Annotated in this window: 26 protein-coding genes; 19 read left to right on the forward strand and 7 right to left on the reverse strand. The window is 46.7% G+C overall.

Features of this window, described 5'->3' with window-relative positions; genetic code table 11:
- Nucleotides 1-6 precede the first annotated feature (6 nt).
- The 14 genes from MWL85_RS00860 to gap all read left to right on the forward strand — a co-directional run bounded on the left by MWL85_RS00860 (nucleotide 7) and on the right by gap (nucleotide 10,749).
- Nucleotides 7-1,182, forward strand: coding sequence for a thioredoxin-like domain-containing protein (locus tag MWL85_RS00860; protein WP_018028644.1), 1,176 nt, complete (start codon nucleotides 7-9; stop codon nucleotides 1,180-1,182).
- A gap of 76 nt (nucleotides 1,183-1,258) precedes the next feature.
- A complete protein-coding gene (locus tag MWL85_RS00865) occupies nucleotides 1,259-2,455 on the forward strand; it encodes a GNAT family N-acetyltransferase (RefSeq protein WP_021903156.1) in 1,197 nt (398 codons plus the stop codon).
- 29 nt (nucleotides 2,456-2,484) lie between these two features.
- Nucleotides 2,485-4,383 carry a toprim domain-containing protein gene (locus MWL85_RS00870; protein WP_394802106.1) on the forward strand — a complete coding sequence of 633 codons (1,899 nt, stop codon included), beginning with the start codon at nucleotides 2,485-2,487 and terminating at the stop codon, nucleotides 4,381-4,383.
- 2 nt (nucleotides 4,384-4,385) lie between these two features.
- Nucleotides 4,386-4,832, forward strand: a complete 447-nt coding sequence (gene coaD, locus MWL85_RS00875; RefSeq protein WP_244401012.1) for a pantetheine-phosphate adenylyltransferase — start codon at nucleotides 4,386-4,388, stop codon at nucleotides 4,830-4,832.
- 4 nt (nucleotides 4,833-4,836) lie between these two features.
- Nucleotides 4,837-5,280: an rRNA maturation RNase YbeY gene (gene ybeY / locus MWL85_RS00880; protein WP_244401014.1), complete on the forward strand. Its 444-nt coding sequence runs from the start codon at nucleotides 4,837-4,839 to the stop codon at nucleotides 5,278-5,280.
- Nucleotides 5,281-5,295: 15 nt separating this feature from the next.
- Entirely contained in the window at nucleotides 5,296-5,925 is a 630-nt protein-coding gene (locus MWL85_RS00885) for a DUF4271 domain-containing protein (RefSeq protein WP_244401015.1), read from the forward strand.
- 18 nt (nucleotides 5,926-5,943) lie between these two features.
- A complete protein-coding gene (locus MWL85_RS00890) occupies nucleotides 5,944-6,708 on the forward strand; it encodes a uroporphyrinogen-III synthase (protein ID WP_244401017.1) in 765 nt (254 codons plus the stop codon).
- Nucleotides 6,701-7,099 (forward strand): ribonuclease P protein component, encoded by a 399-nt coding sequence (locus MWL85_RS00895; protein ID WP_244401019.1) that lies wholly within the window; start codon nucleotides 6,701-6,703, stop codon nucleotides 7,097-7,099. Before MWL85_RS00890 ends, MWL85_RS00895 begins: the two co-directional genes overlap by 8 nt.
- Entirely contained in the window at nucleotides 7,092-7,337 is a 246-nt protein-coding gene (gene yidD / locus MWL85_RS00900; protein WP_244401021.1) for a membrane protein insertion efficiency factor YidD, read from the forward strand. The genes MWL85_RS00895 and yidD overlap by 8 nt, the downstream gene beginning before the upstream one ends.
- A 4-nt stretch (nucleotides 7,338-7,341) precedes the next feature.
- Nucleotides 7,342-8,025 (forward strand): TatD family hydrolase, encoded by a 684-nt coding sequence (locus tag MWL85_RS00905; RefSeq protein ID WP_244401023.1) that lies wholly within the window; start codon nucleotides 7,342-7,344, stop codon nucleotides 8,023-8,025.
- 48 nt (nucleotides 8,026-8,073) lie between these two features.
- Complete coding sequence (locus MWL85_RS00910) at nucleotides 8,074-8,463, forward strand: YtxH domain-containing protein (RefSeq protein ID WP_018028654.1); 390 nt, start codon at nucleotides 8,074-8,076, stop codon at nucleotides 8,461-8,463.
- 166 nt (nucleotides 8,464-8,629) lie between these two features.
- The gene (locus MWL85_RS00915) at nucleotides 8,630-9,103 is read left to right on the forward strand and encodes a hypothetical protein (protein ID WP_155799456.1); all 474 of its coding nucleotides are present in this window, start codon (nucleotides 8,630-8,632) and stop codon (nucleotides 9,101-9,103) included.
- The gene (locus MWL85_RS00920) at nucleotides 9,100-9,564 is read left to right on the forward strand and encodes a hypothetical protein (RefSeq protein WP_021903149.1); all 465 of its coding nucleotides are present in this window, start codon (nucleotides 9,100-9,102) and stop codon (nucleotides 9,562-9,564) included. The genes MWL85_RS00915 and MWL85_RS00920 overlap by 4 nt, the downstream gene beginning before the upstream one ends.
- A 174-nt stretch (nucleotides 9,565-9,738) precedes the next feature.
- Nucleotides 9,739-10,749: a type I glyceraldehyde-3-phosphate dehydrogenase gene (gene gap / locus MWL85_RS00925; protein WP_021903148.1), complete on the forward strand. Its 1,011-nt coding sequence runs from the start codon at nucleotides 9,739-9,741 to the stop codon at nucleotides 10,747-10,749.
- Nucleotides 10,750-11,345: 596 nt separating this feature from the next.
- Here the strand turns inward: gap and MWL85_RS00930 are convergent.
- Genes MWL85_RS00930 through MWL85_RS00960 form a run of 7 tightly spaced genes read right to left on the reverse strand, consistent with a single transcriptional unit; the run spans nucleotide 11,346 to nucleotide 20,090 of the window.
- Nucleotides 11,346-12,185, reverse strand: a complete 840-nt coding sequence (locus MWL85_RS00930) for a zeta toxin family protein (protein WP_244401025.1) — start codon at nucleotides 12,183-12,185, stop codon at nucleotides 11,346-11,348.
- Nucleotides 12,172-12,438, reverse strand: a complete 267-nt coding sequence (locus MWL85_RS00935; RefSeq protein WP_018028659.1) for a hypothetical protein — start codon at nucleotides 12,436-12,438, stop codon at nucleotides 12,172-12,174. The genes MWL85_RS00930 and MWL85_RS00935 overlap by 14 nt, the downstream gene beginning before the upstream one ends.
- Before the next feature lie 19 nt (nucleotides 12,439-12,457).
- Nucleotides 12,458-13,807, reverse strand: coding sequence for an MATE family efflux transporter (locus MWL85_RS00940; protein WP_244401027.1), 1,350 nt, complete (start codon nucleotides 13,805-13,807; stop codon nucleotides 12,458-12,460).
- Nucleotides 13,808-13,822: 15 nt separating this feature from the next.
- Complete coding sequence (gene rlmN, locus MWL85_RS00945; RefSeq protein WP_244401028.1) at nucleotides 13,823-14,848, reverse strand: dual-specificity RNA methyltransferase RlmN; 1,026 nt, start codon at nucleotides 14,846-14,848, stop codon at nucleotides 13,823-13,825.
- Between the two features lie 4 nt (nucleotides 14,849-14,852).
- Nucleotides 14,853-18,074 carry a UvrD-helicase domain-containing protein gene (locus tag MWL85_RS00950; protein ID WP_244401030.1) on the reverse strand — a complete coding sequence of 1,074 codons (3,222 nt, stop codon included), beginning with the start codon at nucleotides 18,072-18,074 and terminating at the stop codon, nucleotides 14,853-14,855.
- Nucleotides 18,071-18,406: a translation initiation factor gene (locus MWL85_RS00955; RefSeq protein WP_244401836.1), complete on the reverse strand. Its 336-nt coding sequence runs from the start codon at nucleotides 18,404-18,406 to the stop codon at nucleotides 18,071-18,073. The genes MWL85_RS00950 and MWL85_RS00955 overlap by 4 nt, the downstream gene beginning before the upstream one ends.
- 10 nt (nucleotides 18,407-18,416) lie before the next feature.
- Complete coding sequence (locus MWL85_RS00960) at nucleotides 18,417-20,090, reverse strand: S41 family peptidase (protein ID WP_244401032.1); 1,674 nt, start codon at nucleotides 20,088-20,090, stop codon at nucleotides 18,417-18,419.
- A gap of 372 nt (nucleotides 20,091-20,462) precedes the next feature.
- Between MWL85_RS00960 and fldA the strand changes: the two genes are divergently transcribed.
- The 5 genes from fldA to MWL85_RS00985 all read left to right on the forward strand — a co-directional run bounded on the left by fldA (nucleotide 20,463) and on the right by MWL85_RS00985 (nucleotide 26,952).
- Nucleotides 20,463-20,966: a flavodoxin FldA gene (fldA, locus tag MWL85_RS00965; RefSeq protein ID WP_018028665.1), complete on the forward strand. Its 504-nt coding sequence runs from the start codon at nucleotides 20,463-20,465 to the stop codon at nucleotides 20,964-20,966.
- Between the two features lie 19 nt (nucleotides 20,967-20,985).
- The gene (locus MWL85_RS00970) at nucleotides 20,986-21,339 is read left to right on the forward strand and encodes a DUF2023 family protein (RefSeq protein WP_244401034.1); all 354 of its coding nucleotides are present in this window, start codon (nucleotides 20,986-20,988) and stop codon (nucleotides 21,337-21,339) included.
- A gap of 662 nt (nucleotides 21,340-22,001) precedes the next feature.
- On the forward strand, nucleotides 22,002-22,622 hold the full coding sequence (locus tag MWL85_RS00975; RefSeq protein ID WP_244401036.1) for a hypothetical protein: 621 nt from the start codon (nucleotides 22,002-22,004) through the stop codon (nucleotides 22,620-22,622).
- A complete protein-coding gene (locus MWL85_RS00980; RefSeq protein WP_244401837.1) occupies nucleotides 22,616-22,906 on the forward strand; it encodes a winged helix-turn-helix domain-containing protein in 291 nt (96 codons plus the stop codon). The genes MWL85_RS00975 and MWL85_RS00980 overlap by 7 nt, the downstream gene beginning before the upstream one ends.
- A 695-nt stretch (nucleotides 22,907-23,601) precedes the next feature.
- Nucleotides 23,602-26,952 (forward strand): SusC/RagA family TonB-linked outer membrane protein, encoded by a 3,351-nt coding sequence (locus tag MWL85_RS00985; protein WP_244401037.1) that lies wholly within the window; start codon nucleotides 23,602-23,604, stop codon nucleotides 26,950-26,952.
- Nucleotides 26,953-26,958: the final 6 nt, after the last annotated feature.

Here is a 26,958-nt window from a genome sequence, read left to right on the forward strand (position 1 = left end):
GCAGCGATGAAGCGAAACAATTTTCTACTCCTATTACTCTCACTCAGTGTGGGACTACTTTCGATGGTAGGGTGCAGTAAGAGTGATGAGCAATTTAGAGTACAAGGAACTATTTCGGAGTCGGAGGGACAAACCCTTTACTTGGAGTATCAGGGGCTGACTGGAGCGGAGTTGATTGATTCTACCGTGCTACAGCGTAAGGGTAGTTATCGATTTGATGTGCCACTGCCCGAGTATCCTGATTTCTATCGGCTAAGGCTTGGTAAGCAGGTGATTCCGATGGCAATTGATACCATCCCCTCTACCACTACTATCAATGGTGACTCAAGGAATTTCGCTACTAGCTACTCTGTGGAAGGGAACCAGGCTACGTCGCAAATCCGAGAGGTATGGTTGGCTCTTTTGGATGCCAATGTGTCTCTCTCTAAGCTTGAAGGATCATCTCTAAGTAGCCCAGAGCTATATGTGGCACAGCGGGATAGTATATTCGATAGCTACAAGGAGGTGGCTCGAAAGTATATCTATAGCAATCCTCGGTCGCCCGTCGCTTACTTTGCTCTATTTCAGCAGGTAGATGGCAACTTGGTATTCAATCCGTATGATAAAACCGACTCCAAAGCCTTTGCAGCTATCGCTAATATCTACAATACTTTTCAGCCCGAAAATCCACGTACTAAGCATCTGTATGACCTTGCACTACGCTCGATTGCGGTGGTCAGGCAGCAAGAGAGAGGTGAGGAGGTACAAGGGAGTAGTACTGAACTATTGAAAGCTGCTGGAGTGGAGGAGACCTCGTATATCGACTTTACGCTACCTGATAGAGAGGGTAGGGAGGTGACGCTCTCGAGTGTCGTGGCAGGTCGGAATGTGCTCCTTGCTTTTTCTACGATGCAGGCCAATTGGTCGGCAGAGTTCAACAGTGCACTTGCGGAGCTTTATAGCCAGTATGGCACCCGTGGTTTGGAAATCGTACAGGTGGGGTTGGACACCGACCCGCATATTTGGATTAGTGCCACGAAAGCGCTCCCATGGATCAACCTACAGGATCGTGACGGAAGCTACTCTAAGTTGGTGGGCTACTACAATCTTTACCGGCTACCTTCGCTCTTCTTGATTACTAAGGGGGGTGGAGAATTGCATCGTATTGAGAGCGTTGCACAGTTGGAGCAGCTCCTTAAGTAGTTGCAAGGTATTGGAAGGAGCCGAAAGCTTCGCTAAAATGTGTATATTTGCAGTCAAGCCTTGACAATAATAGTGTATGATTTTTGATATCAAGAAACAAGCAAGGAGGGTAGCTAGCTACTTTGGGTCGGAAAAGGAGGGGCGTGGACTGACTCTAGTGCGTGTCACTGATAAAAGTGAGCTCAAGGAATTTGTGCAGTTTAATCTAGACTTGTACAAGGACAATCCCAATCATGTCCCCGACCTTATCGGCGATGAGTTGAAATCGCTATCGCGAGAGAGTAACCCCGCTTTTGCCTTTTCTGAGGCCGACCTATTTATGGTGAAGCGTGGGGGTGAAGTGGTCGGTAGGATTGCCGGTATCATCAACCACCGAGCCAATAAAAAGTGGAAGCAAAACAGAGCTCGCTTTGGATGGGTGGACTTTATTGATGATGATGAAGTGGTAGACCTACTCTTTGATACCGTAGAGGCGTGGGCTAGAGAGCGAGGCTGTGACGAGATACATGGGCCGATGGGATTTACCGACCTTGATAAGGAGGGAATGCTGATAGAGGGTTTTGACCAAATGGGTACGATGATTACGATCTACAATTACCCCTACTATCCCAAGCAATTGGCTCGCCGTGGATATGAAAAGGATATTGACTGGCTGGAGTACAAAATATATATCCCCAAGATTGTACCGGAGAAGCATGCTAGGCTCTGCCAAATAGTGCAGGATAGGTATGGGGTGAGGCTCCTTAAGTTTAAGGAGCGTGATGGGCTGATGCGGTATGGGCGGGCTATCTTTGAGCTGATCAATGAGGCTTATGCCCCACTGTATAGCGTGTCGGAGCTGACCGATGACCAGATTGAGTACTACATCAAGCAGTATCTCCCTATGGTCAATCTAGACTTTGTCAATTTAGTGGTGACTAATGATGATGAAGTCGTCGGCTTTGGTATTACTTTGCCAAGCATCGTTAAGGCTCTGAAGAAGGCCAATGGTAGGCTCTTCCCTACTGGCTTTATCCATATTCTTAAAGCCCTTAAGTCGAAACAGCCTGAAGTAGTGGAGCTCCTTTTGATTGGGGTGAAGCCGGAGTATCAGAATAAGGGAATTACCGCACTTATCTTTGAGGATCTGATCAAGGTGATGCATCGCTACCAAGTGAAGTATGCCGAGAGTAATCCCGAGCTGGAGACGAACCTCAGTGTGATGCTGCAGTGGAATTACTTCAAAAAGGTACACCATAAGCGGAGAAGAGCCTTTTATAAGAAATTAGTGTAGTAAAAAGGAGAGAGAGGATATACATATATATGGAGTTGGAAAACCAGATAAATAACGCACAACAAGACCCTACAACGGAGGGGAATGCTAAAATCTATAAGGATGATACGGTGGTGACGCTGGACCCTATGGATCATATCAGGCTACGTCCGGGTATGTATATAGGGAAGTTGGGCGATGGCACCTCCAAGGACGATGGTATCTATGTACTATTGAAGGAGGTGATTGACAACTCTATTGACGAATACACTATGGGATATGGTACGCAGATCAAGATATCGCTTGATGAGTCTGAGATGCGACATATCGTGGTTAGGGACTTCGGACGCGGTATTCCGCAAGGGTCGCTCGTGAAGGCGGTGGGCACTATGAATACGGGTGCCAAGTATGATAGTGAAGTATTTAAGAAGGCGGTGGGGCTCAATGGAGTGGGTCTTAAGGCGGTTAATGCCCTTAGTACACGGATGCAAGTGACTTCCTATCGAGAGGGAAAGGGGAAGTATGTGATCTTTGAGAAAGGGGTGCTGAAGGAGGAGAGTGACCTCTTTGATACCACGGAGCGTGACGGGACGGAGGTGGACTTCTTACCCGATGTGGCACTCTTCAAAAACTACCGCTATCAGGTGGAGTATATTCAGGAGATGCTCCGGATGTATGCCTATCTGCAACCAGGGCTGAAGCTGACGCTCAATGGCAAGACCTTTGTCTCTAAGAATGGACTGATGGACCTTTTGGAGGAGAATATGACGAGTGAGCCACTCTATCCGATCATCCATTTCATCGGTAAGGATATTGAGGTGGCGATTACGCACTCTACCCAGTATGGTGAGGAGTACTACTCATTTGTCAATGGTCAGAATACCATTCATGGAGGTACGCACTTATCGGCCTTTAAGGAGGCAATAGGACGTACGGTGCGCGACTTTTTTCAGAAGAACTTCGACTTTAATGATATCCGCTCTGGTATTACCGCTGCCATAAGTATCCGTATACAAGAGCCCTTATTTGAGAGCCAGACTAAGATGAAGCTAGGCTCGAGAGAGATAGAGGAGGGGGGAATAACGATACAGAAGTTCGTGGGAGACTTCCTCAAAGCTAACCTCGACGACTATCTGCATATCCATAGTGAGACTGCCGAAGCGTTGCTCAAGAAGGTGCAGGAAAATGAGCGCGAGCGCAGAGCCCTTGCTGGTGTCTCTAAAGCAGCAAAGGAACGTGCCAAGAAGGCATCGATACACAATAAGAAGCTACGTGACTGCACACAGCACTACAATGATCCTAAGGCCTCTCTAGCCGATGATACTCAGATATTTATCACGGAGGGTCTCTCGGCAAGTGGAAGCATTACGCAGAGCCGAAATGCGGAGCACCAGGCGGTCTTTTCGCTCAGAGGAAAGCCGCTTAATTGCTATGGTCGTAAGAAGGAGGTGGTGTATGAAAATGAGGAGTTCAACCTACTTCAAGCAGCGCTCAATATTGAGGATGGACTGGACAACCTACGATATAATAAGGTGATTGTGGCGACGGATGCCGATGTGGATGGAATGCATATCCGTCTGCTGATCATTACCTTTTTTCTACGCTTTTTCCCTGATCTGATTCGCCAGAATCATGTCTTTATCCTGCAGACTCCTTTATTCAGAGTGCGGGATAAGAAAGATAGCACCACCATCTATTGTTACGATGAGCGGGAGCGAGATGAGGCGATCAAAAAGCTGGGGAAGGAGAGCAGTGTGACCCGCTTTAAAGGTCTTGGTGAGATTCGCCCCGAGGAGTTTAAGGAGTTTATCGGGGAGCAAATTCGTTTGGATCCTGTGATGATGAAGAAGGAGGATAATGTGCAGGAGTTGCTCGAGTTTTATATGGGCAATAATACCCCCGAACGCCAGGACTTTATTGTGCAAAATCTAGACCCAGAGAGTGTGTAAAGATGAAGCGAGTGGGTGTATATGCGGGGAGCTTTGACCCTTTTACAATAGGGCATGCCGATATCGTGTCGCGTGCACTGCAGTTGCTGGATGAGCTATATATAGTATTGGGGCAGAATATAGCGAAGCAACCATTTCAGTCGGTGGAGGAGCGTATGAAGTTTATTGAGGAGCTTTATCGAGATGATTCACGGATTAAGGTGGTGGCATACGACGGTATTGTGGCCAATTATGCCAAGGAACAAGGAGCCGTATTGGTTCGTGGGCTGAGGGGAATTGGCGACCTTGATAACGAACAGACCCTTGCCGAGGTCAATCGCTCCCACTTTGGCGTGGAGACAATTTGTCTATTCGCAGCTCCCGAGCACCGCATTATTAGTAGCTCTTTGATACGTGAGCTAGCAGCTTTTGGTGAAGATTATTCAGAGTATATCCCTTTGAGAGACTAAAGATATGGCTATTAATTATTATGGAGAGGGTGTGACTATCCCAGCTTTTAGGAGAAGAGAGGTCAATGCATGGATTAAGGATGTAGCAGAGGAGTATGGCTACGAGGTGGGCGATATTACCTATCAATTCTGTGACAATGAGCGGATATTGGAGATTAATCAGAAGTATCTAAATCACGATTATTATACCGATATCATCACCTTTGACCAGACGCGAGATGGGTTGCTTTTTGCAGATATCGTGATTAGCGTGGAGATGGTGACTAGCAATGCTGAGGAGTATGGCGAGCCCTTCAGGCGGGAATTCCTAAGGGTGCTGATCCATGGCGTGCTCCATCTCTGTGGGGTGGACGATCAGACCGAGGAGCAGGCAAAAGAGATGCGGCAGGCGGAGGAGAACGCCCTCGCGATGCTACCTGCCGAACTCTCTGAGGTATGGAGGAAGTAGTCTACAAGCCAAAAGATGGACAATTGGCCACAATTTAATCAACGTTACCAACCCAATATAATAGCTGAAATACCAGCTTATAGAGATTATCTCATAGGGGTACTATTGCTATTACTGGTAACTGGGGCGTTGCTTTGGGCTTTTTATCAGCGTAACAAACGACAGCGAGGGGCAGGAGGAGGTGTGGCCCTCTATTCTTATCTTGCACTGCAGACGATACTCCTCGTGGGCTTTCTCTATGCTGAGTTGGTATGGAGCAACTCGGGAAGTGCCCCCTATTGGTTGGTGGCCGGCAGTGGTTTCCTTTACGGATTGAGCTACCTATTGATTAATTTACTGGTATACGGGGTATTGTGGTATGCTTTTGGCGTGCCAGAAAAGGTGAGCCAGTGGTTTCTAGCCTTCTTTAGAGTTTGGGGGCTAGTTGGGGTGACGCTCTATCTACCGCTACTGGTGAGTATCACCGGGGGTGGAGGCAGTACTTGGGTAATTTCGATGCTATTGGGAGGTACCTATTTCTTCTTTAGGATGCTACTTATTCACTATAGTATCACCATATTCCCGAAGCTACTTAATTTCCCTCTGCATTTAATTTTGTATCTTTGCACTTGCGAAATAGCTCCGTTGCTATTTTTGTTGGTATAAATCGATAAGGAAAGAGTAATGCCTCAAAAAATTAAGACCATTTTGGTGTCGCAACCAAAGCCAACCAATACTAAATCACCCTACTTCCAGCTGATGGAGGAGACGGGTGTAGAAATAGATTTTAAGCCGTTATTTAGTATCACTCCTGTGAGTGCTAGAGAGTTTAGAGATCAGAAGATTGAGATCTTGGAGCATACGGGTGTGGTACTCAATTCTAAGACTGTAGCCGATCACTTTTTTAAGTTAGTAAAGGAGCTGAGGATAGAGTTGCCAGAGGATTATAAGTACTTCTGTAATTCAGAGTTCGTGGCTACATATCTGCAAAAGCATATTACTGTAAGGAAGCGTAAAGTCTTTTTCCCAGAGAAGAATGGCAATGTAGGAGACCTCCTTTCGCTACTTCTGAAGTATGATAAGGAGCACTTCTTTGTCCCAGGGATTGACGGTGTGAAGGAGCGTTACTCCGAGGACTTGGCAGCAAATAATATTGTCCACACTCTCGGAGTTGTTAGCAAACTTGAGTTCACCCCCGTGACGAAAGAGGAGATAGAGGGCTATGATATGCTGATATTTTTCAGTCCTAATGGCGTGCAGTCGCTATTCCATAGCATCCCCGAGTATGAGCAGGGTGATCAATTGATCGGCTGTTTGGGTGAAGGTACTCTCAAGTCGCTCAAGGAGGCGAAGCTAAGAGTGGATATGCCTGTCCCTAATAAAGACTTTACCAGTATCAATGCGGCACTCGACCACCTTGTGAAGAGTACAAAAAAGAAACATGCCTGAGAGTCAGATACTCAAAAAGGAAGAGAGAATCTACCTCCGAAGCGAGCTCAATGAGCTATTCGCCTCGAGAGGTAGCTTTGTTTGTTACCCTTTTAGAGTGGTCTACTTGGAAGTCCCCCGACAAGAGCTTCCACTCAAGATGATGGTCTCCGTCCCCAAAAGGCGGCTGAAGCATGCCGTTGACCGCAACCGTATAAAGCGGCTCACTCGTGAAGCTTATAGGCTCACTAAAAAAGAGCTAGTGGAGCAGATTGATCCTGAAGTGACGCTCCTGATTGGCTTCATTTACCTAAAGGACCGGCTGAGTAGGTACTCCACAGTCCAGCAGGCAGTGGAGGAGGCCTTCAAGAAGCTACAACCACCTACTAAAGAACCGGTAGAAGATGATTAAGAGGTGTATCAAGTGGGTGTCGGAGCTATTGGTACAGCTCCTACTTTTGCCTATTTACTTTTACAAGCGGGCCATCTCGCCGATGCTTCCCCCTTCTTGTAGATTCACGCCTAGTTGTAGCACCTACGCTGTTGAGGCACTAAAAAAGCACGGCCCAATCAAAGGGCTCCTCCTCGCTATATGGCGCATATTACGGTGCAATCCATGGGGCGGAAGCGGTTACGACCCTGTCCCTTAAGTATATGATTCCTTACCTTGACTTCCATACCCACGCCGAGGGCTGTAAGAAATACCTCGCGGACAAAGATGTGATAGTCATTCAATCATTGCATCTGGGCGAAAAGGTTGAGCCTAGAGCCAACTTTGCTACTTGGGGGGTGCACCCTATGCTAGAGGGGACAAAGGAGTTCGTTGACCAGCTGACGCAAGATAGGGAGCAGCTGATTTCGGAGTGGTACCGCACCTTGTCATTGACCCCTAAACTCATTGGGGTGGGGGAGTGCGGTTGGGATAATCGCTCCCCTCTTTCACTCGAGGAGCAAGAGTTACTTGTAGACTTTCATATTGCTTTGGCCGACCAGCTCGGCTATCCACTTATTTTTCATATCGTGGGTGGATGGCACCACTTGCTAGCCAAAAAGAAGTCTCACTCCAAGTCCGAAGTGCCATGGATCGTTCATGGATTTAGAGGAAGCGCTGCTCTTGCAAAGCAACTTACTAGTGCAGGTATTTTTCTTAGCCTACACCCCTATTGCTCAAGTGGAGTGTGCGATAAGTATTTCTTGGAGACCGATGATACACCAATGGCAATAGAATCACACTACAGAGCCAGAGACTTGCTACGTGAAGAGCAACGACAGGGGGTAATTAACCTTTTTTGTGGCTTGTTTCCTGTAGAATCTCAATTAATTACGGTACATTTGTAGTGTGAGAGATGAATGAACTAATGTGTAATCATTAAATAAGGCAAGATTATGAGAAATAACGATGGTCTGAAGCTTTTGATAGGCGTAGCTATTGGTACCGCTATTGGTGCTGCTGTTGCCTACTTTTCCGACAATAAAAAGCGCAATGACTTTATCGATGATATGTCGGATTATGGTGATAAGGTGAAGAGCAATATCAAGGATGCCTATTACGATGGCAAGATCCGTGCTCGTAGAGCCAAGAGAGACCTTTCAAGATACATGGCTGACATTAAGGATGATGCTGGTCATCTATACGATGATGTAGTCTCTTCGGCTAAAAACATGGGAAAGAAGGTAAAGGAGGAAGCTGAGGAGTTGGCTGACCTTACAGAAGAGGAGCTCTCCGACCTAAAGGACGCTGCAAGAGAGGAAGCAGAGAAGCTTTCTAAGAAGTAACCACTCCAAGTAATTCGGTGATATTGACTCACCACACCACTTTACCAGTGGTACATGGAGAGAAAGATAGGATGGGTGGGTGACTCTATGGCCTCACGAGCTGATCGTGAGAGCATTGAGTCGCTCACCCATTACTTTTAATATTTGATTATAATAAATAAATGATATGCCAATGACAAGCATCAAAGAGACTTTTAGTGAGGTGATTGCCGAGCTAAAGGATTATATTGAGGCAAAAAAAAGCCTGATAGAACTCAAAGCAACAGAAAAGGGAGCCCCCATTGTTGCCAAGTCTATATATGGCTCTATTCTGGTGGTGCTGAGCTTAATTGTGGCGACTTTCACGTTGGTGGCTGCGATATTTGCCCTATCACTCGTCTTTGTGACCAATGGCACAGAGGCTTTTGCCACTCTATCGGCACTGACCTTTTCGGCGGTCTGCCTATTGGTATTCTTCCTACTCATTTTGGCAATACTGCTAGCATTGCGCAAGCGCGTAACGAGGAAGATGGAAAACCAATTGGTCAATAATTATCTCGATAAGCAAGAGGCCAAAGAACACAATCAGGAGAGAGAAACATTGATAGCAAGTGAGCAAACAGCCCTCGCTGCAACTGAAATAAAGGAGGAGGTACAATGAGCAACTTAACAACAACAACTCAAGCAAGGTTGAAAGCACGAGAGGATAGATTGGAAGCTCGTGCCAATATGCGACTAGATAGGGTCAAGGAAAAGATAAATTATCTCAAGAGTAATAGCGGTAAGATGGTCATTGACGATGCTATTGATAACCTACGAAAAACCTCACCCGGTGTAGGCAAGATAGCTAGCTTTATCAATGGCTTTATTAGTAAAAATAGAGAGAAGAAGGTGGCGAAGGAGCTCGCTCAAGAGCGGCTAGATAGCAATCCCACCAGTAGCTTTAGCACCCGAGATGACCAAAGCCAAAATGGCCTTCTCACAGGGATTAAGAGCTACCTCCTACCTACACTCTACTCCCTCGGTGGTATGCGATTGCTATCATATAGTCTCAAAGGGACTGGCAAGATACTCCGAAGCGGTGTAGGGAGATTATTTGGTCGACGTCGTAAACGAAAGTAAGCGAGAAAAGAGTTTGATTTTGGCTATACGATAGACCATTTCATTTAAGAGAGTGGTGAATATGCCCAGTACTTCAAATATTTTGGGTAAATTTGCCCTTGAAAGATGATGGGTGATGAATAAACTTATCCCTGACGAATAAATAATAATTAATACATAAATAAGAATACTGATATGATTAAGATTGGTATCAACGGCTTTGGCCGTATCGGACGCTTTGTGTTCCGTGCTTCAACAAAGAGAAATGACCTAGTAGTGGTAGGGATTAATGACCTCCTATCTGTTGACTATCTAGCGTATATGCTAAAATACGATACAATGCATGGTCAGTTTGATGGCGAGATCTCTTATGACCTTGATAAGAGCACTTTGACTGTCAATGGCAATACCATTCGTTGCACTCAAGAGCGTGATCCTAGAGACCTTAAGTGGAATGAGATTGGTGCTGAGTATATTGTAGAGTCTACTGGTCTATTCCTTACTGCCGAGAAGGCTCAAGCTCACCTCGAGGCTGGTGCTAAGTATGTTGTGATGTCAGCTCCTTCTAAGGATGCTACCCCAATGTACGTAGTCGGTGTAAACGAAGATAAGTACGAAAAGGGCACTAAGATTGTGAGCAACGCAAGCTGTACTACCAACTGTCTTGCCCCTCTAGCAAAGGTTATCCACGATCATTTCGGTATTAAGGATGGTCTTATGACCACTGTACACTCAGCTACTGCTACTCAGAAGACGGTTGATGGTCCATCAATGAAGGACTGGAGAGGTGGTCGTGCAGCAGGTGGCAATATCATCCCTTCTACCACAGGTGCAGCTAAGGCTGTGGGTAAAGTAATCCCTGACCTCAATGGTAAGCTCACTGGTATGTCTTTCCGCGTACCTACACTCGATGTTTCTGTAGTAGACCTTACTGTTAATCTAGAGAAGCCAGCTTCTTACGAGGAGATCTGTGCAGTGATCAAGAAGGCATCTGAAAATGAGCTTAAGGGTGTTCTTGGTTACACTGAGGATGCAGTTGTTTCAAGCGACTTCCTTGGTGATACCCGTTCATCTATCTTCGATAAGGAAGCTGGTATCGCTCTTACCGATAGCTTTGTGAAGCTAGTATCTTGGTACGATAATGAGATCGGCTACTCAAATCGTGTGCTCGACCTTATCGCTACTATGCACAAGGTAAATGGCTGATAATTAGAGGTCACTCTAATTGTGAAATAATAAGTCACCCTAAGGAGATATTCTCCCTAGGGTGACTTTTTTAGTCCCCATACCAAGCAAAAGCATTCATTCCCCTCCCAATGAGAATGGCACTTCGTGCAACATTCTCATTTGGAAAAGGCAAAACGACTGCTTGCGGTCGGACGGATCCTAGCCCCTGGTCGGAGGGCCTAGCCCGAACGACAAGGGGAATACAATAATCTTCCCCCCCTCACACGACCTCCCCTCGTGGAAGGTCGGACAACTTGAACTGGGACTTTACCTGTTTTTTTAAAAAAAAACGATGTTCATGTATTCTATGGTACAGATTTATACCGTGCGACATTCTTCTATAAGGAATATTGGATGAGGGTAAAAACTCTAAGGTAGTAGGTCAAAAGTCGAGATGCAACTAAGCAATCGGCGAGATGCAACTCGGCACTTGCTTAGTTGCATCTCACCGATTGCTTAGTTGCATCTCAGCAGACGCTTTGGTATGGTATTGAATTACAGATGGTTGTGGAGGGGTATCTGTGATCCCGTTTTTAGCCGGATTTTTACTTTGTAATCTCTGCCTGGGAGAGTTGCTATTGGTGGGACTGCATGGTGGATGTCCGACGTATCAGATGGTGGAGCTGGCTGATTAGCTTCTCTCTTATCTTTTCATCTTGGATGATTGATAAGGCTGTTAGTCCCTTGTCAATCAGCAGCAAAACCAACTCTCTATTTTGCAGTTGTTTATCCCTTATCCTTTCAATTAATTCGCTAGGTTTCTCTTTAATCGTCCAGTGACCATCCTCATTCCTCTGATAGTCGGCAATTAATTCCATTCCGAAGAGAGCATACAGGCGTATTCTGTCAATGTCTGTATTCTCGTAGGCGTCGTCCAACGTCTTAAGTATACCGTTACAAGCTTGGTTGTGGCTTTCAAAGTCGGCTAGTCTGCCGCTATCCATAAGTTGTACCTCACTGGCATATCTTGAAAAAAGATTGACAGCAGTGAGTTCTGGTGGTGCAGAGATACACATTAGCTCTACCTCAAAGCCAGCCCTTTTGAACTTTCGAGCGGTGTCAGCTACTACTTCGCTTCGCCTCATAGTCCCTTCTACCGATACATTTAGCCGATTTCTTATGGCTTCGTCTATCAATCCCTCTGTAAATACATTGGAGAATATCTGCGTTTCAGATGAGTACTTAAGGGGCTCCTTTATCAGTTCTTTGTGTAGTGGGTGGTGCTCTCTATACTTGTCGCCATTTATGGTGAGTATACTTGGAAGCTCATTTTGGGCTATCTTTGCGAGTGCACTCTTTCCAGCAGATGGTTGTCCTCCCAATATGATAGCTCTTGGGTGTCCGCTAGGCTCTTTATCACTAATATAAAACCCCTTAAGCTGAGTCAATAGTGCTTCTACATCACTTCTCTTCATAATATGCTTTTAGGATGGGTGAATAAAGCTTTACTACTTTGTCTTGAATGTTTTTTGAGACTTCATCGTCTCCCAAGACCGCCATTTCCTCATACTCTAGGGTGGCCTGTTGCTCTATAAGGTTGGCTCGCTCTTCGGGGTCTTCAACCGTTAGAAGCTTATTCAGCGTCAAAGTCCTTAGCTTGGCGATGGCATTTGCCATCACCTCTTTGTCGGTAAAGGTTCGAGCAATTTCTAGTTGTCTTTCGGTCATAATGGTATGGTATTTATCTTTATCTATTCGATGAAATGGTGGAGCGACGGACGAGGAGGTACCAGATGCCGGCAACGATGCCCTTGAGAATAGAGGAGGCACCGATGATCCACCAAAGGGTGGTGATATCCTTGGTGAGGGGCAATAGGAGGAGGGCGGCGGGAATCCGGAGCAGGTTGCCAATGATACTGATGAGGGAGGGGGGGAGTGTCTGGCGGATACCGTAGAAGAAACCTTGGCTGGTGATCTCTATCATACTAAATACTTGTGGTACTGCTTGAATGGATAGGTAGATGCCACCAGCAATGTAGGCGGCTTCCTCAGGGACAATGAGTGCGAAGAGCCCTTCGCCCCAAAAGAAGTAGATGCAGAAGCCCAGGACGCCCACAATCAGCGATAAGATCAGTGTGTAGCGCACCCCTTTGTAGATGCGGTCTATCTTATTAGCCCCATAGTTTTGCCCGGTAAAGGCACTAAGGGCGGTAGAGAATCCTTGGGCGGTATTCCAGCAGAGCCCCTCTAGCTGCCCTCCAGTGGTGAGTGCCATCACTCCGAGATGCCCGCCATAGAGCGAGGCAAGGTGACCTAGTGTGAGGTTGATAAAAGCAAATAGGCTATTCATCACAGCCACAGGGGTGCCGATACGCAGTACGCTGTAGGTAATCCCTTTAGTTAGTTTGATGAATATCTTGATTCCACCCAGCAATTGGTCTCTGTAGCACATCTGTAAGAGGAAAAGAGCTAGCACGATCCCTTGGGAGAGGATGGTGGCGAGTGCTGCCCCCCTAACCCCCAAGCCCGCTACAAATATAAGGAGTGGGTCGAGGAGCATATTGAGAAATAGTCCTATACTACTTATAATGAAAGGAATCTTGGAGTGACCCGTAGCATTGTAGATGCCGGTGTAGGCGACCGTGGGAAAGATGAGGGGTAACCCTAGCGCCACTATGGAGAGATAGTCGGTCCCCATCTTGTGGATAGAGGTCTCGAGCCGATAGATGCCTATCAACCCTTCATTAAATAGGAGGTAGATAGCCATCACCACCACGCCCATAATGATAGCAATAGTAGAGGTGTGGCTGGCGTACTGGCGAGCTTCATCCTGCTCTCCTCTGCCTAGAGCATTGGAGACCCCCACCTCGGCAGCTACCTTATTCAGCATAGAGAGTGAGCTGGCAATCCACGTAAAGACCGAGGCTGCTCCCGTTGCTGCCACTGCCTCGGAGGAGAGACGCCCTACCCACGCCATATCGGTAAAGCTGTAGAGCATCTGTATGAAGGAGGTCCCTAGTATCGGGAGGGCAAGGTGCACCAGATGAGGCCCGATCGGTCCTCTCGTGAGGTCTTTTGCTTGGCGGTAGGTAGCCATCTTATCCGTAGGGGGTTACTTTTTCTTTTCTGTGGAGAGCATACCACACGCTGCCGATATATCTTCGCCACGTGAGCGTCGGGTGGTGGTGCATAGTCCGTGCTTATTGAGGTACTCCTCAAACCAAAGCACCTGTTCCGAGGTGGGGGTATGGTAGGGAATGCCTGGGATAGCGTGGTACCGAATAAGGTTGACCCTACAATCGAGTGGCTTGAGGAGGGCTATCAGACGGTCGGCGTGTGCCTTGGTATCATTGAGACCCTCAAATAGAATGTACTCGAAGGAGAGCCGCCTCTGACCCGAAAAGTCGTATTGGCTTAGCTGTTGCACCACCTCCTCTATATGGAAAGCTCGCTCCACAGGCATCAATTGTAGTCGCTCCTCGGGTATCGCATTGTGTATACTGATAGCGATGTGTACGCTCTGCTCCCGTAGAAGTCTATTGAGCCCTTCCTTTACGCCTATCGTGCTGACCGTGATCCGCTTGGGGCTCCACGCCAGACCGTAGTCGGCGGTGAGTATCTCTATCACCTTTGCTACCTCCTCATAGTTGTCCAAAGGCTCGCCCATCCCCATAAAGACTAAGTTGGTGAGCTTATCGGAGTGGGGGATACTGAGCACCTGATTGATAATATCGGCACTTGATAGATTGGCCAACCAGCCCATTTTACCCGTGGCACAAAATGAGCACGCCATCTTGCACCCTACCTGACTGCTGATGCAGAGGGTGGCTCGATTAGCTTCGGGAATGTAAACGGTCTCAAATTGGTAGGCGGGATTGGCAAGTAGAGGGAAAAGGTACTTCTCTGTGCCATCCGTGGAGATCTGTCGGTGCGTGAATGGAGTGCGACCGACCTGATAATTCTCCGCCAATTTAGCTCTAAACGACTTAGAGAGATTGGTCATCTCCTCAATGGAAGTGGCTCGCTTTTGGTAGAGCCATTCTGCTATCTGCTTGCCTCTAAAGCGAGGTTCACTCAAAGAGGTAACTAGCTCTTGGAGCTCCGAAAGTGTTTTGCCAATGAGTGGGGTCATAGCCATGGTGTTATTTCTTTACTTCTACAATCTCTGGGGTCTTTTCCCAATTCCATAGATATCCCTTTGCTTGGTAGCCCATCTTCTCTAGTAGGGTAAGGTAGCCTTTGATCTGAGCTCGGTACTGCGGTATATCTGTATTCTCGCCAAACTTATAGTCAATCACGATGGCATTGCTCCCCTCTATGATCAGCCTATCGGGTCGCCTATGCTGGTCGTACTCACCGATGTAGATAGATTGCTCGGTGAGAATGCTCCTTCCCTCCTTGGGGGTAAACCAGTCTCGTAGCTGTGGGTCTTCTGCCAGAGCTGTATTAAATTGGTTGATCAGGGTCTGCTTCTCCTCCTCTGTCTTAGGTAGGCGGGCAACGGCGTGCTCAAAGTCGTCCCACGAGATCACTCTCGACATCACATCGTGCATCTTAATCCCGTGCTGAATAGCTTCACTATCAAAGGCGGCTTCGGACTCTATCCGCCTAAGAATTGATTGGCGTGGCTCTTTATTAAGGTGTAGCTCCACCTTTGTCGCTACTTCTTCCTTAGTGGAGGTCTCCTCTTTCTTCTTATCCCCCCTTTGCTCATTACCATAGGTCCAAACCTTTTCATTCTCACACTGTAGCATACTATCCTCGCTGGGGTCTAGCTTCTTGAGCAATCTTAGTCGCTCGTGTACGATACGGGTCACTTTCTTAGTGGTGGGTTTCTCTTTAGTATAGAGGTAGAGCCGCTCTTTCGGGCGTGTAAATGCCACGTAGAGTAGGTTGAGATTATCGAGGTAGTTGGCCTCGTGTATTTCTCTATACTTCCTGCCAATGAGCGAATTGAGGTGTGGTGCAGAGGGGGCTTCAGGAATGATATAGAAGGGGAGTGGATGCTGCACAAAGCCCTCAGGAAGGTACTTCTCGGTGTCACAAAACTCCAAACTGTTATTTAAGCTAAGCTTAGAGATATCCCAATCAAGATAGGGCATAATCACCACGGGAAACTCCAACCCCTTTGCTTTGTGAAGGGTGATCAGCTGTATCTTGTCGTTTTCGTCATTGCCCATGGTTACCATCTGCCGGACACCGATGCGCTTCCACCAATAGCTAAATTGGAGTAGCGTATTGGGCTCATTCTCTACAAACTCATGGAGTAGGTCTAGGAACGAATTGATATAGAGCTCCTCCTCACTTGGTATCTCGAGATTTGCCAGGAGTTCATTGGTTATCTCAAAGAGGGTAGCTCCCGTTTGCACTATTTGGATCAGTTGCTCTATCTTCTCCTCATCGGATATCCCAAAGGTGTGGCATGCCACCTCAAAGAAGACCTTTTTCTGGCTGTTTTGAGGGTCGGCTACATGCTGGTATAGTGCCGTGATCAGCTTCACTGTGCTTGAGTGGCTCACCAGTAGAGCTTCATCCGAGAGAAAGGCAAAGCAGTGGCGATTGGCCTTGTCCTCTGTGGCGAAGTTATTCAGCATCTCTGCTATCTTCGTTGCTTCATTATTGGTGCGTACCACGAAGGCGATATCCCCTGGGTTGTAGCCATCTTTGTGAAGGTCTAGGAGCAGATTTTTTATCCGATTAGTGAGTACCTCCTCTACCGGCTCGCCCTCATCGCCTGCCTCTAGTTGCTCAAAGCGTACGTAGCCATGCCCATTCTTCTTGTTAGGCTCTTGGCAGACGTTGCTCTCGTATATCTTCTTGTAAACCTCATTACTCTCCCCGTCGAGATCAGTATGGGAGGGGAAGTCGTAGATGTTATCAAAGAATAGGTTGTTGAAGCGCACGATGTTTTCGTCACTTCTCCAATTGATTTTCAGTGGGTCATCATTTGTAAAGTATTGGAGTATGCGGTCACTCTCCACCTCACTATTAAGTAGAGAGCTATCGGTACCTCGCCACCTATAGATGCTTTGCTTTACGTCGCCTACGAGGAAGTTCTCCTTCATCTGGCTCAGGCTTTCAATGAGTAGCACCCTAAAGTTTTCCCACTGCGTGCGGTTGGTGTCTTGAAACTCATCGAGCATATAGTGGTCAATCCTTCCGCCCACCTTTTCATAGATAAGGGGGGTAGAAGCACCGTTGATCACCTTTTTAACCAGTTCGTTGATCTCCTCGATCAGCACCACCTTGTGCTCCTCTTGGTATTGTGCTATCTCCGTTTGTAGCTGCGAGAGAATAGGGAGCAGGCTCAGATGCTCCTTGAGCAGTTTAGCGAGCTGATAGTCTCCTGCATATTGACCAATCACATCATTAAGGTCGTATAGCTTCTGCTCTATATCGTCAAGACCATTCATTAGCTCCGGAAACTGCTTTGCCACCACTTTGAAGTTCTTACTAGAGAAGATCGCCAACTTCCCATCTTTTCCCACCTTTATTCTGCCGTCGTATACAGGCTTTTGTGGGTCCGTGATCTTCCTAAGGATCAGCTCGGATAGCTCCTTCCCTTGCAGAGCTTTTAGGAAACCATAGCTACTAAGTGCCAGTGCTTCATCGGCGTATTCTGCAAGAGTGTCTTGAAGGATGTCGAAAGGCTTCTCCATCTCTGTGAGAGCTTCCTCGGCCTTTGTCTTCAATTCCATTGCAGCTAGATCAATATCCTTAGGGTCGAGAGCTTGGATAGGGTATTTATCCGCCTGAGGGTTGTAGAGCATCTCCTTGGCAAGATTGATAATAGCCGCACGAACATCAGTGCTATCACCCTCCTCCACTCGAGAGAGAAGCACTGAGCCCAATCGAGTAAATACATTGCTCTCTTGATTCAAAAGGAGACGATCCACCGACATCTCAATCGCCCCATCCCTATCGAGTGCCACCTCGGCATTGGCGCTACTATTCTCCAGCTCAATCACGAAGGTGCGGACAATCTCCTGAAAGAAAGAGTCGATCGTCTGTACCCTCAGAGATTCATAGTCGAGTAGGATCTCCTCCAGCACCTCCCTTGCTTTGCTTTTCTCTTTATCTATTTGTTGTGGTGTTTTCTTTGGCGCCCCCTTCTCTTGCTTTCTTCCGTTGAGAGAAATCTCATATAGCTCCTTCACAATCCTCTCCCGCAGCTCCGTCGTTGCTTTATTAGTGAAGGTAGCAACAAGGATCCTCTTGTATCCCCCCTCCATACCATCCGAAAGTAGCAGATCCAGGTACCGATGCACTAGCGTGTAAGTCTTACCACTCCCCGCCGATGCTTTGAATATATTAAGCGGTCTTTGCTCCTTACCTGCCGACTTATTAACCGCAACTTCCGTCATCTCCTTCTGCACTTTTCGTATCCCCACTGCTGAAGTAGAGTCACTACACGCTCCACCACCTCGCCCTGTATCAGTATTTCGCCCTCCTTGGCACTGCCACCTACACCACAAGCCACCTTCAGTCGCTTTGCTAGAGTCTGCAACTCATCATCACTGCCTATAAATCCCTCCACCAGCGTCACTACCTTGCCCTTCCGTCCTTTATTATCTCTGCGTACCACTAGAGGTTGCTTCTCAGGGGGCAAAGTCTCCACCTCAGGGGTGCTCTGGAGCTGGTCCATTAGGTCTCTATTGGTAGAAAATATCATACCGCCTCTATCGTGCTTCGCCATGGTGATGAGATTATTGGAGTGATGACTTCCGTAGAATGTCATGATACCGCTTTGGCGTACTCAAGATGTCCATAGCTCCCTGCATAGTAGGATCGTCTTGGAGTGTGATAGCAAACTGCCCCTCCTGCCCGAAATAGTGCTGAGCAAGGCTGCCTTGGAGCAGACGCACAATCTGACCCCGACTCTTGGCGAAAGCTTGCTCAATTGAGGGCGTAAGCGCTTTGCGAAGAGTGGCAAATGCCTCCTTGCTCACCTCTTCATATCCCTCAAACTTAGCTACCTGCTCCACCGACTTCAGCATCTCTAGGCTCATCTCGCCAAATTCAAAGTCCTCCCCCTTTAGCTCTCCAATAAACCGAGCCACCTCCTCATCCGAGATCACAATATCCTGTAGCTCCTTTGCCTGTGGGTGCTCCAAAAAGAGTTGGTTGGCAAATTGGAAGATCCGCCCTTGGTTGCTGAGGGCAATCGTAATGGCATCCATCATCTCTCCCTCAATCTCCACATCTGGTCGAATGCCACCGCCATCACGTACCTCACGCCCCCCTGCCGTGTGAAATACATTGGTCAAGCTATCGGGTACCGAGGCAACTGATCCATCGGGATTACGGTGTGAATAATCGAGCTGCTGAATGCAGCGCCCACTCGGTATGTAGTAGCGCGAAGTGGTCAGCTTGAGGATGCCATCATACGGGGTTGGAAGCGTGGTCTGTACTAGCCCCTTTCCAAAGCTCTTACTCCCTACGATCACCGCTCTATCCAGATCCTGTAAAGCACCTGCCACGATTTCACTTGCCGAAGCCGAGCCTCCATTGATCATCACCACCAGAGGTATCTCCAGGTCTATAGGCTCCTGCTCGGTAAAGTACTCCTGCGAAGTCTGTGGTAGCCGTCCCTTAGTATAGAGCACCTTGGTCCCCTTTGGTACAAACATACTGAGTAGCTCAATAGCTCCTCCCATTACACCGCCACCATTGCCACGGAGGTCTAGGATCAGCGACTTCATCTTGCCCCCCTTATTGAGCTCGGCATAGGCTCTCCTCACATCCTCAGCACTCTTCGTGGTGAAGCTATTGAGGCGGATATAGCCAATGCTATCTTGGTAAAGGCCACGGCTCACCACTTGATCCACCACCACAGATCCACGCACAATCTCCATCTCCTCTGGATCACTTTTCCCCAGCTTTAGTATCTTCACCCGTACACTAGTGCCAGCAGGGCCTTTTAGCTTACTACTCACCTTGGAGGGCGTGCCAGGCACTACTGATACCCCATCGATCTCCAAAAAGGCATCACCCATGCGGAGCCCTGCACGCTCTGCCGGCGACCCTGGCATGGGGTACTGTACATAGACTGTGCTATCCACTAACTGGATATAGGCACCGATGCCCGCATACTCCCCGGTGGTCATTACTTGGAAATCCTCCTTCTCCACCTCAGGGATATAATTGGTATAGGGGTCTAGCTGTGCCAGCATCGCATTGATGGCCTCTGTACTCACCTCCTGTATATCAAAGGTATCTACATAGTAGGCGGCTACTCCTGAGAGGGCAGAGTTAAATATATATTGTGCCCTACTTACCGCTATTTGGTTCTTGTCGTTGTGCGACTGGGCATATAGCCCTAGAGAGGGCATCAGCAGCATCAGCCCCGCCACCATTGAAATGATCTTATTTAGCTTCATATAGTTATTGCCATTACTTCATATATTATTATCAACAAATATACCAAATTCTACTGAATAGTAATGGAGATATGGTGCTTTATCGTGGTGTCCGGCTAGTCTGCCCTGTCCGACTTCTCCGATGAGGGTACCTACAAAGGGGTAACCACGTTAGTTCCCGCTTTAGCGGTTGCTCTAAGACCTTTTTGGATAGATCGATCCTGGGCGAATCTAGTGGGTATTCATCATAATTAGCTATGAGATAACTAGCTAAAATCACTACTAATGGGTATTGATGGGCGGTCAGTTATTGCCTACCTTTGCTCATGAATTGATAGGAGAATAAGCATTTTATCTTTACATACCATATAGTAAAATAGCAATAAGAGTAATATGAAGAAGATCTCAATTATCTACGGTACGTGTACCGATCATACCAAAGAGGCGGCAGAGTTGATCGCTTCTAAGCTGAGCGACTTCCAGCCTGAGCTACACAATGTAGCCGATTGTGGCACCGAACCATTTGAGCAGTCCGATTGCTTGATTCTCGGCACCTCCACTTGGGGTTGCGGCGACTTGCAGGACGACTGGGGCGATATGCTAGACAAGCTTTCGGGCGTGGAGCTAACGGGCAAGCAGGTGGCTCTCTTCGGGCTAGGCGACTCCTCGAGCTTCTCCGATACCTTTGTTGATGGCATGGGCGAGCTATACCACTTCTTTAATGACAAAGGCTGCAAGATGGTAGGCGAGGTGCCCACAGATGGCTACTCTTTTGATGATTCCACCGCTGTAGTCAATGATGAGTTTGTAGGTCTCCCACTCGATGCGGATAATGAGGAAGACCAGACCGAAGAGCGCATCGAAGGCTGGGTGAGCCAATTAAAACCCTTACTATAGAGATAGAAAGGAGGCGGATATGAGCGGAGCAATGGGAGTGCTATCTCACCTTACCTATGAGTATCACAAGAAACTTAGGAGCTTGGCACTTTATACTTTTCACTCCTCCCTTAAGGGTGAGGTGGAGAATTGGCTTTGTAGCCGTCATATAGAATATATCCTACAGAAGGTTACACCGGTCAAGTACAATGTCTTCTTTGGAGACGGTCCTTGCCTAGATGTTATCCGACATATAGGAGACGACAAGCCCCTTGCGGAGTACACCCCAGAGGAGGATTTTATGCTCGGAATTATGCTGGGATACGACCGATTGGAGCAGTGCCGTCGTTATCAAAAGCGAGTTGATCTATCTAGAGAGATAGAGACCCATTGACTTTCGATCCAAGTAGGCACACTGTTACTGTCCTAAAGTGCCTAGATGGAAAGAGGGTAAAGGCTCGCAAAGATCTACTCATTAGAGTGATGTGGTAGGTGTTAGGTTGGTGGTGACCTATTGGCTTTCTTCAAGTTTGTCCTTGAGGTGCCAATGGGTCCCCACTTTTTTATGCCCAAAACAGACGTCTGACCTGTCCGACTTGTCCGACCTGTCTGACCTGTCTGATGAGGTGCCCCCCCCCAATGAAGGACCTCCTCGCGGAGACCCTTTGAAATTGATGTTCTCAAAATAGGTTTCGGACGAGATAGGAGCAAAGCATTTATTGAGTTGCAACTAAGCGTTTGCTTTGTTGCAACTCGCCGATTGCTTAGTTGCAACTCGGCATTTGCTTAGTTGCAACTCAGTTTTCGGTTTCTTATCTTATTGTATTACAGTGAGATACAAAAGGGCATTTGGACTGCTGTATTTTTTTTCAATAAATAGCAGTGAATTAGGCGTAGATTGTATGCCAAAAGTACTCCCAAACTACCTCTAAAAATAATGGCTCAGATGTTTGGTTTATATTATAAACTTTTGTACCTTTGGTGCGAGAAAGGTGGTGCGCACCCTTTTTTATTGAACGAATGGTTTATAATGTAAACTTATTATTTCTGAAGATTATGGAAGAGAAGAAGATGAACGAGATGGAGAGTTTGGAGACGATCACCAAGATGCTCCAAGCTACTAAGGGTGAGGATATGCGATCCATCGTGATACGCTTTAGAGTGTGGGGAACGGCCTGCCTACTTGTGGGGTTACTCGCTTTCTTTGCCACCACTTATCTAATAAGTCCTTGGTGGCACACTATGTGGTTTTCAATGTTTTTAGTGCCCCTTATCCCTGCGGCACGTGGCGAGCATGAGGGGCATAGAGTCACCACCTTTCTTGATGAGAGTATCGCTAAGGTGCTAGGTGCTACGGGTACTTACTTTGCTGTGGCTAGTGTGGCAATTATTATTTTTGGTTTGTCTACCGGCAATTGGATGTTTCAGTTACTCGCCCCTCTAGCGGTGGTAATATTGAGCTTCAACTTGATGCAGGTATGGGCGTTGACCAAGCGACGTGGATTTTATCTCTTTTCGCTAGTAATGCTACTCGCAGGGATGCTGATGCTTTGCCGTGTGGTGCTCAATCTGCCTCTGTTTACCCCTTTGGATCATCTTTGTACTGGGATATTGCTCGGACTGCTATTCCTAGTCCCTGCCAACTTCAATAGCCGACCAAAAAAGGTAAGATCATGAGAGAGCTGGACCCATTATTGCATTCACAGCTGCGACTATCTATTGTATCAATATTGCTCTCTGTGGCCGAGGCGGATTTCGTCTATCTCCGACAGAAAACGGGTGCTACCAGTGGCAATCTGAGTGTGCAGATCGATAAACTCTCTGAGGCAGGCTACATAGAGGTGGAGAAGGAGTCGGCCGGGAGATCAAGCCGTACTACCTGTCGCCTCACGGCTAAAGGGCGTGCAGCATTGGAGGAGTATATCCAGATATTGAGAGAGGATTACTTCCACCTCCCATAGTATAGTTTCTTACCTAAGGCAAAAAAAGACCTCGGTAGAGGGGATCAGACAATCCAATCTAAGTCTGACCCCTCGGCCGAGGTTTCTGCTATCAGCTCACAATAATATTGGTGGAAGCGTCCGACCTTTCTCAATAATAAAGCTACTCACGCGTATAAAGTCAAACAGTCAAGTAGCAAATTAAAAGGTTTATCGGACACCAAAGGATAATAACTAAGAATCCTCTGTAAAAGCTCATAATTGGAGCTTTTGCAGAGGAGAATAATCAAATATAAAGGCGTTCCCTCAAGCTAGACAAGATGAAAACCATCAAAAAAAACAGACCAAAACTCCTAACCTCGAATGTGCAACAGTCTCTATTTAGAATTTTATGGATAAATTTGCACATCCAAATAAGAGATACAATGAAAACTAATTAACTATTGATGGAGATAACACTCTGCTATATGATAAAAAGATCACCCCAATGATCCTGCCGTTTGAGGTAAGCCACGTAATTGCAATATGCTCTTATAACCTCGCTACGTTTTGATTAGATAGGTAGAGTTGTCCCGATCAAAAAGTTCTGGGATCATCATCCTGAAATCCTATTCCACACTTCACCTTTCCCATTGTTCAGCCAATTGGCTTTTCACTCTATAGTATGCAAAAGAGAACGTTTAAACATTACTCATAATTATTCTTTATGATGTCTTATGGTAAAACATTTATTATCACTATGCTGTAAGCTTATAGCTCTTGTGCTAACCTTGTCAATAGCAGCTTCCTTGCATGCACATGCACAAAATAGTAGCACAGCACAGACCGTCAGAACACCTGAAGGTGCGATACGATGCAAAGTCTTATTCTCAGACCAAACACCAGCTGTTGGCGCTACCGTTTATCTCAATGGCAAGCCCGTAGCAGTTACGGGGGAAGGTGGAAGCTGTTTTGTAAGGATTACAAAATCTGAAAAAACAATTGAGATTGGAGCATCCTATGTAGGAATGTCGCCCGAAAAGCAAACCTATCATGGGGAAAAACAAATGACCTTCATTCTACAGACCGATAATGCTGAACTAAGCGAGGTGGTCGTGACTGGCTACCAGACTGTAAATAAGAGGCAATGGACTGGCTCTGTGGTCACTATTAAAGGTGCTGAAATAGCCTTCCCTGGTATAACCACGCTGGACAAAGGATTGGAAGGATTGGTACCTGAGATGTTGGTGATACCCACGGCGGGTGATGTAGGAATGACTCCTCGCTTACGTATTAGAGGAACCAGTACGATTCTTGGTGTTCGTGAACCTCTTTGGGTAGTAGATGGTGTGGTGGTGCGTGATCCAGTCACTATCCCAGCTGAAGACATTAACGACCCAGACTTTGTCAATCGAATTGGCAACGCCATAGCAGGTATCAATCCTGCTGATATTGAGCGAATTGACGTATTAAAGGATGCAGCTTCAACAGCGCTATATGGAGCACAAGCCGCCAATGGCGTCATCGTAGTAACTACTAAAAAAGGAGGGTACGGCAGACTTAGCATCAACTACGCTGGCGGGATAGGTCTGGCCGTTCGTCCTCGCTACACGGATAAAAATATTGACTTAATGAATTCCCAAGAGCGCGTTCTTTTTTCTCGTCAGCTAGTAGAGTCCGGATATTATTTCCCCTCTAATATGTATCAAGTAGGATACGAACATCTAGTGCAAAAGCTCTACAATAAGGAGATCAGCTTTGATGAGTTTGAAAATCGCGTGAATAAAATCTCGTCACTCAACACAGATTGGTTTGACCTATTGATGCGCGATGCGTTATCCACCGATCAGCACCTCTCTATTTCGGGAACTTCGGGTAATCTCAATTATTATGCCTCATTAGGTCACAGTTTGAGTAATGGAGTGGTGAGAAATAATCAGACCCAACGCACGACTGCGTACCTCAAAGTTATAGCCGATCTGAGTGTGCGTAGCCAACTAACAGTATGGCTGCGGACGGCATTAGAAAACCGTGCCTACAATGCCTCCTCTATCAACCCCGTGGACTATGCTTACAACACATCGCGTACGATTCCCACCCATGAGGAAGATGGCAGTTATTCATTCTACAAGCGTGGTGATGATGATTACTACAACTATAGATTTAACATCCTGAACGAGTTGGAGCACAGTGGGTACAGACAGGATCATTTTGACACCTCTGTCAATGCCGCTTATGATTTGAAACTGACCAATGATCTTTCTCTGTCGGCACTAATGACCCTTGCCACCTCAAACACCAATGGCGAAGAGCATCATGATGACCAAACTTATTACGTTGCAAACCTGAGGTGGACAGATTATGGAAGGGAATTCAGTAAAGTAGCCTTGGAACATAGTGAACTCCCCTATGGTGGTGAATTAAACCATTTCCAAGAACGCTTTCGCTCTCTTTCTGGCCGTTTGATGGTCAACTATACCCATACTTTTGAGAATGAGGATGTACTAGCTTTTCATATCGGCTCTTCACTAGAGAGCACACACACTAAAGGCATGAGACAGTTGCAACGAGGATACTTTCGCGATTATGGCGAGAAGTTCGTAGCGCCTGAGGATCTTGATAAATTTCCTGCATACAAGGCTTGGCTGATAAGTGAAGCTGCACAGCCCAAACGCATGGATGACCTTCTCAATCAAGGATCACTATTCGCCACTTTTTCTTACTCATTTCATAATAGACTCACTCTAGGGATAAATGGTCGTACCGATGCATCCAATCGTTTTGGCTCCCAAAGTAATCGCAAACTATTACCCGTATGGTCACTCTCTGGCAGCTATGATTTCTCAACTCTTCTACCAGAAAACTCGTGGCTAGACTACCTCTACCTGCGCACTTCATATGGCACTCAAGGAAATATGCTACGTGATCAATCTCCAGTGCCCATAATTCAGAAACTAAGTACCGACCCTTACTACAATGAGAAACTTGCTATTTTGGCACGCTACCCCAATCCTGATCTAAGGTGGGAAAAGACACATTCCTTCAGTGCTGAACTAGACTTTTCGGCATGTGATCGAAAGATTGCTGCCACCCTATCTTATTACAACAAATACACAAGCGATGCCTATATGAATTTAGATATTGATTTAGTCAACGGCATTCCCTCTTATGTAGTAAATAGTGGTGACCTTCGCAACCAAGGATTCAGCTGTGCCTTATCTGTACAGCCAGTGCACACGAAAAACGTCACATGGCGTATTTCCACGTCATTCTCCAAAAGTTTCAACCGCCTAGATAGCAAGCCCGAGTATGAGCGTTTCTCGGCAAAGGACTTCCTTCATGGGCGAGCCTTAGTCAAGGGTGAGGCTTTGGGTACTTTCTACACCTATCGCTTTAAAGGACTCAATCCAGAGGACGGAGGCCCACTCTTCTACGATGGAGAAGAACGTATGGAGGATTTCTTCGGAAAGAGTAATTACGAGGTCTACCAGCAAGTGCTAACTAAATCGGGAACACGACTTCCCTCTATGTTCGGAAGTTTTCGTAACCTCATAACTTGGGGAAATGTCACACTCCGCTTTAACCTCTCGTACAGTTTAGGAGCTAAGACTCGTCTCTTCAAACCTTATCGAAACGCTAAAAACTTCCTACCAGAAATGAACGTAAATAGGATGTTTTTGGATCGCTGGATGGCTCCAGGTGATGAACTGCACACCAATGTTCCCGCCGTAATAGACCAAATGGTCCCCGCCGTTTCAGCGAAGTACAACCGCCACTATTCACGTAGGCAATCCAAGAATATGCCAGTCATAGCAGAAAACTCATGGGAGATGTACAATTATGCTGATATCCGTGTTGTTTCTGCTGATTACCTGAAGTGTACAAATCTCAGCCTCAGCTACAGAATACCTGAGAATTGGCTCAAGCGTTTCCACATTGAGAATGCTACACTCACACTATCTACAAACAATTTATTTATAATAGCACGTCCAGAATTAAAGGGTCAAACCCCTGTACAAGGAGGATTCACAGAGGTCAACCTATCTGAGCGTCCACAATATAATCTACAATTTAACTTCACCTTATAGACTTGC

Source organism: Porphyromonas somerae (assembly GCF_022845615.1).
Taxonomy (GTDB): Bacteria; Bacteroidota; Bacteroidia; order Bacteroidales; family Porphyromonadaceae; genus Porphyromonas_A; species Porphyromonas_A somerae.

Excerpts from the sequence above, each read along its gene's own strand:
- MWL85_RS00975 (WP_244401036.1), top strand. The coding sequence starts at position 22,002 with ATGGAAGAGAAGAAGATGAACGAGATGGAGAGTTTGGAGACGATCACC.
- MWL85_RS00940 (WP_244401027.1), bottom strand. The coding sequence starts at position 13,807 with ATGGCTACCTACCGCCAAGCAAAAGACCTCACGAGAGGACCGATCGGG.
- MWL85_RS00955 (WP_244401836.1), bottom strand. The coding sequence starts at position 18,406 with ATGGCGAAGCACGATAGAGGCGGTATGATATTTTCTACCAATAGAGAC.
- MWL85_RS00920 (WP_021903149.1), top strand. The coding sequence starts at position 9,100 with ATGAGCAACTTAACAACAACAACTCAAGCAAGGTTGAAAGCACGAGAG.
- MWL85_RS00890 (WP_244401017.1), top strand. The coding sequence starts at position 5,944 with ATGCCTCAAAAAATTAAGACCATTTTGGTGTCGCAACCAAAGCCAACC.
- MWL85_RS00930 (WP_244401025.1), bottom strand. The coding sequence starts at position 12,185 with ATGAAGAGAAGTGATGTAGAAGCACTATTGACTCAGCTTAAGGGGTTT.
- MWL85_RS00915 (WP_155799456.1), top strand. The coding sequence starts at position 8,630 with ATGCCAATGACAAGCATCAAAGAGACTTTTAGTGAGGTGATTGCCGAG.
- MWL85_RS00950 (WP_244401030.1), bottom strand. The coding sequence starts at position 18,074 with ATGACGGAAGTTGCGGTTAATAAGTCGGCAGGTAAGGAGCAAAGACCG.
- MWL85_RS00895 (WP_244401019.1), top strand. The coding sequence starts at position 6,701 with ATGCCTGAGAGTCAGATACTCAAAAAGGAAGAGAGAATCTACCTCCGA.
- rlmN (WP_244401028.1), bottom strand. The coding sequence starts at position 14,848 with ATGGCTATGACCCCACTCATTGGCAAAACACTTTCGGAGCTCCAAGAG.
- MWL85_RS00970 (WP_244401034.1), top strand. The coding sequence starts at position 20,986 with ATGAGCGGAGCAATGGGAGTGCTATCTCACCTTACCTATGAGTATCAC.
- MWL85_RS00910 (WP_018028654.1), top strand. The coding sequence starts at position 8,074 with ATGAGAAATAACGATGGTCTGAAGCTTTTGATAGGCGTAGCTATTGGT.
- yidD (WP_244401021.1), top strand. The coding sequence starts at position 7,092 with ATGATTAAGAGGTGTATCAAGTGGGTGTCGGAGCTATTGGTACAGCTC.
- MWL85_RS00960 (WP_244401032.1), bottom strand. The coding sequence starts at position 20,090 with ATGAAGCTAAATAAGATCATTTCAATGGTGGCGGGGCTGATGCTGCTG.
- MWL85_RS00935 (WP_018028659.1), bottom strand. The coding sequence starts at position 12,438 with ATGACCGAAAGACAACTAGAAATTGCTCGAACCTTTACCGACAAAGAG.
- fldA (WP_018028665.1), top strand. The coding sequence starts at position 20,463 with ATGAAGAAGATCTCAATTATCTACGGTACGTGTACCGATCATACCAAA.
- MWL85_RS00865 (WP_021903156.1), top strand. The coding sequence starts at position 1,259 with ATGATTTTTGATATCAAGAAACAAGCAAGGAGGGTAGCTAGCTACTTT.
- coaD (WP_244401012.1), top strand. The coding sequence starts at position 4,386 with ATGAAGCGAGTGGGTGTATATGCGGGGAGCTTTGACCCTTTTACAATA.
- MWL85_RS00860 (WP_018028644.1), top strand. The coding sequence starts at position 7 with ATGAAGCGAAACAATTTTCTACTCCTATTACTCTCACTCAGTGTGGGA.
- MWL85_RS00905 (WP_244401023.1), top strand. The coding sequence starts at position 7,342 with ATGATTCCTTACCTTGACTTCCATACCCACGCCGAGGGCTGTAAGAAA.
- MWL85_RS00870 (WP_394802106.1), top strand. The coding sequence starts at position 2,485 with ATGGAGTTGGAAAACCAGATAAATAACGCACAACAAGACCCTACAACG.
- MWL85_RS00985 (WP_244401037.1), top strand. The coding sequence starts at position 23,602 with ATGGTAAAACATTTATTATCACTATGCTGTAAGCTTATAGCTCTTGTG.
- gap (WP_021903148.1), top strand. The coding sequence starts at position 9,739 with ATGATTAAGATTGGTATCAACGGCTTTGGCCGTATCGGACGCTTTGTG.
- ybeY (WP_244401014.1), top strand. The coding sequence starts at position 4,837 with ATGGCTATTAATTATTATGGAGAGGGTGTGACTATCCCAGCTTTTAGG.
- MWL85_RS00885 (WP_244401015.1), top strand. The coding sequence starts at position 5,296 with ATGGACAATTGGCCACAATTTAATCAACGTTACCAACCCAATATAATA.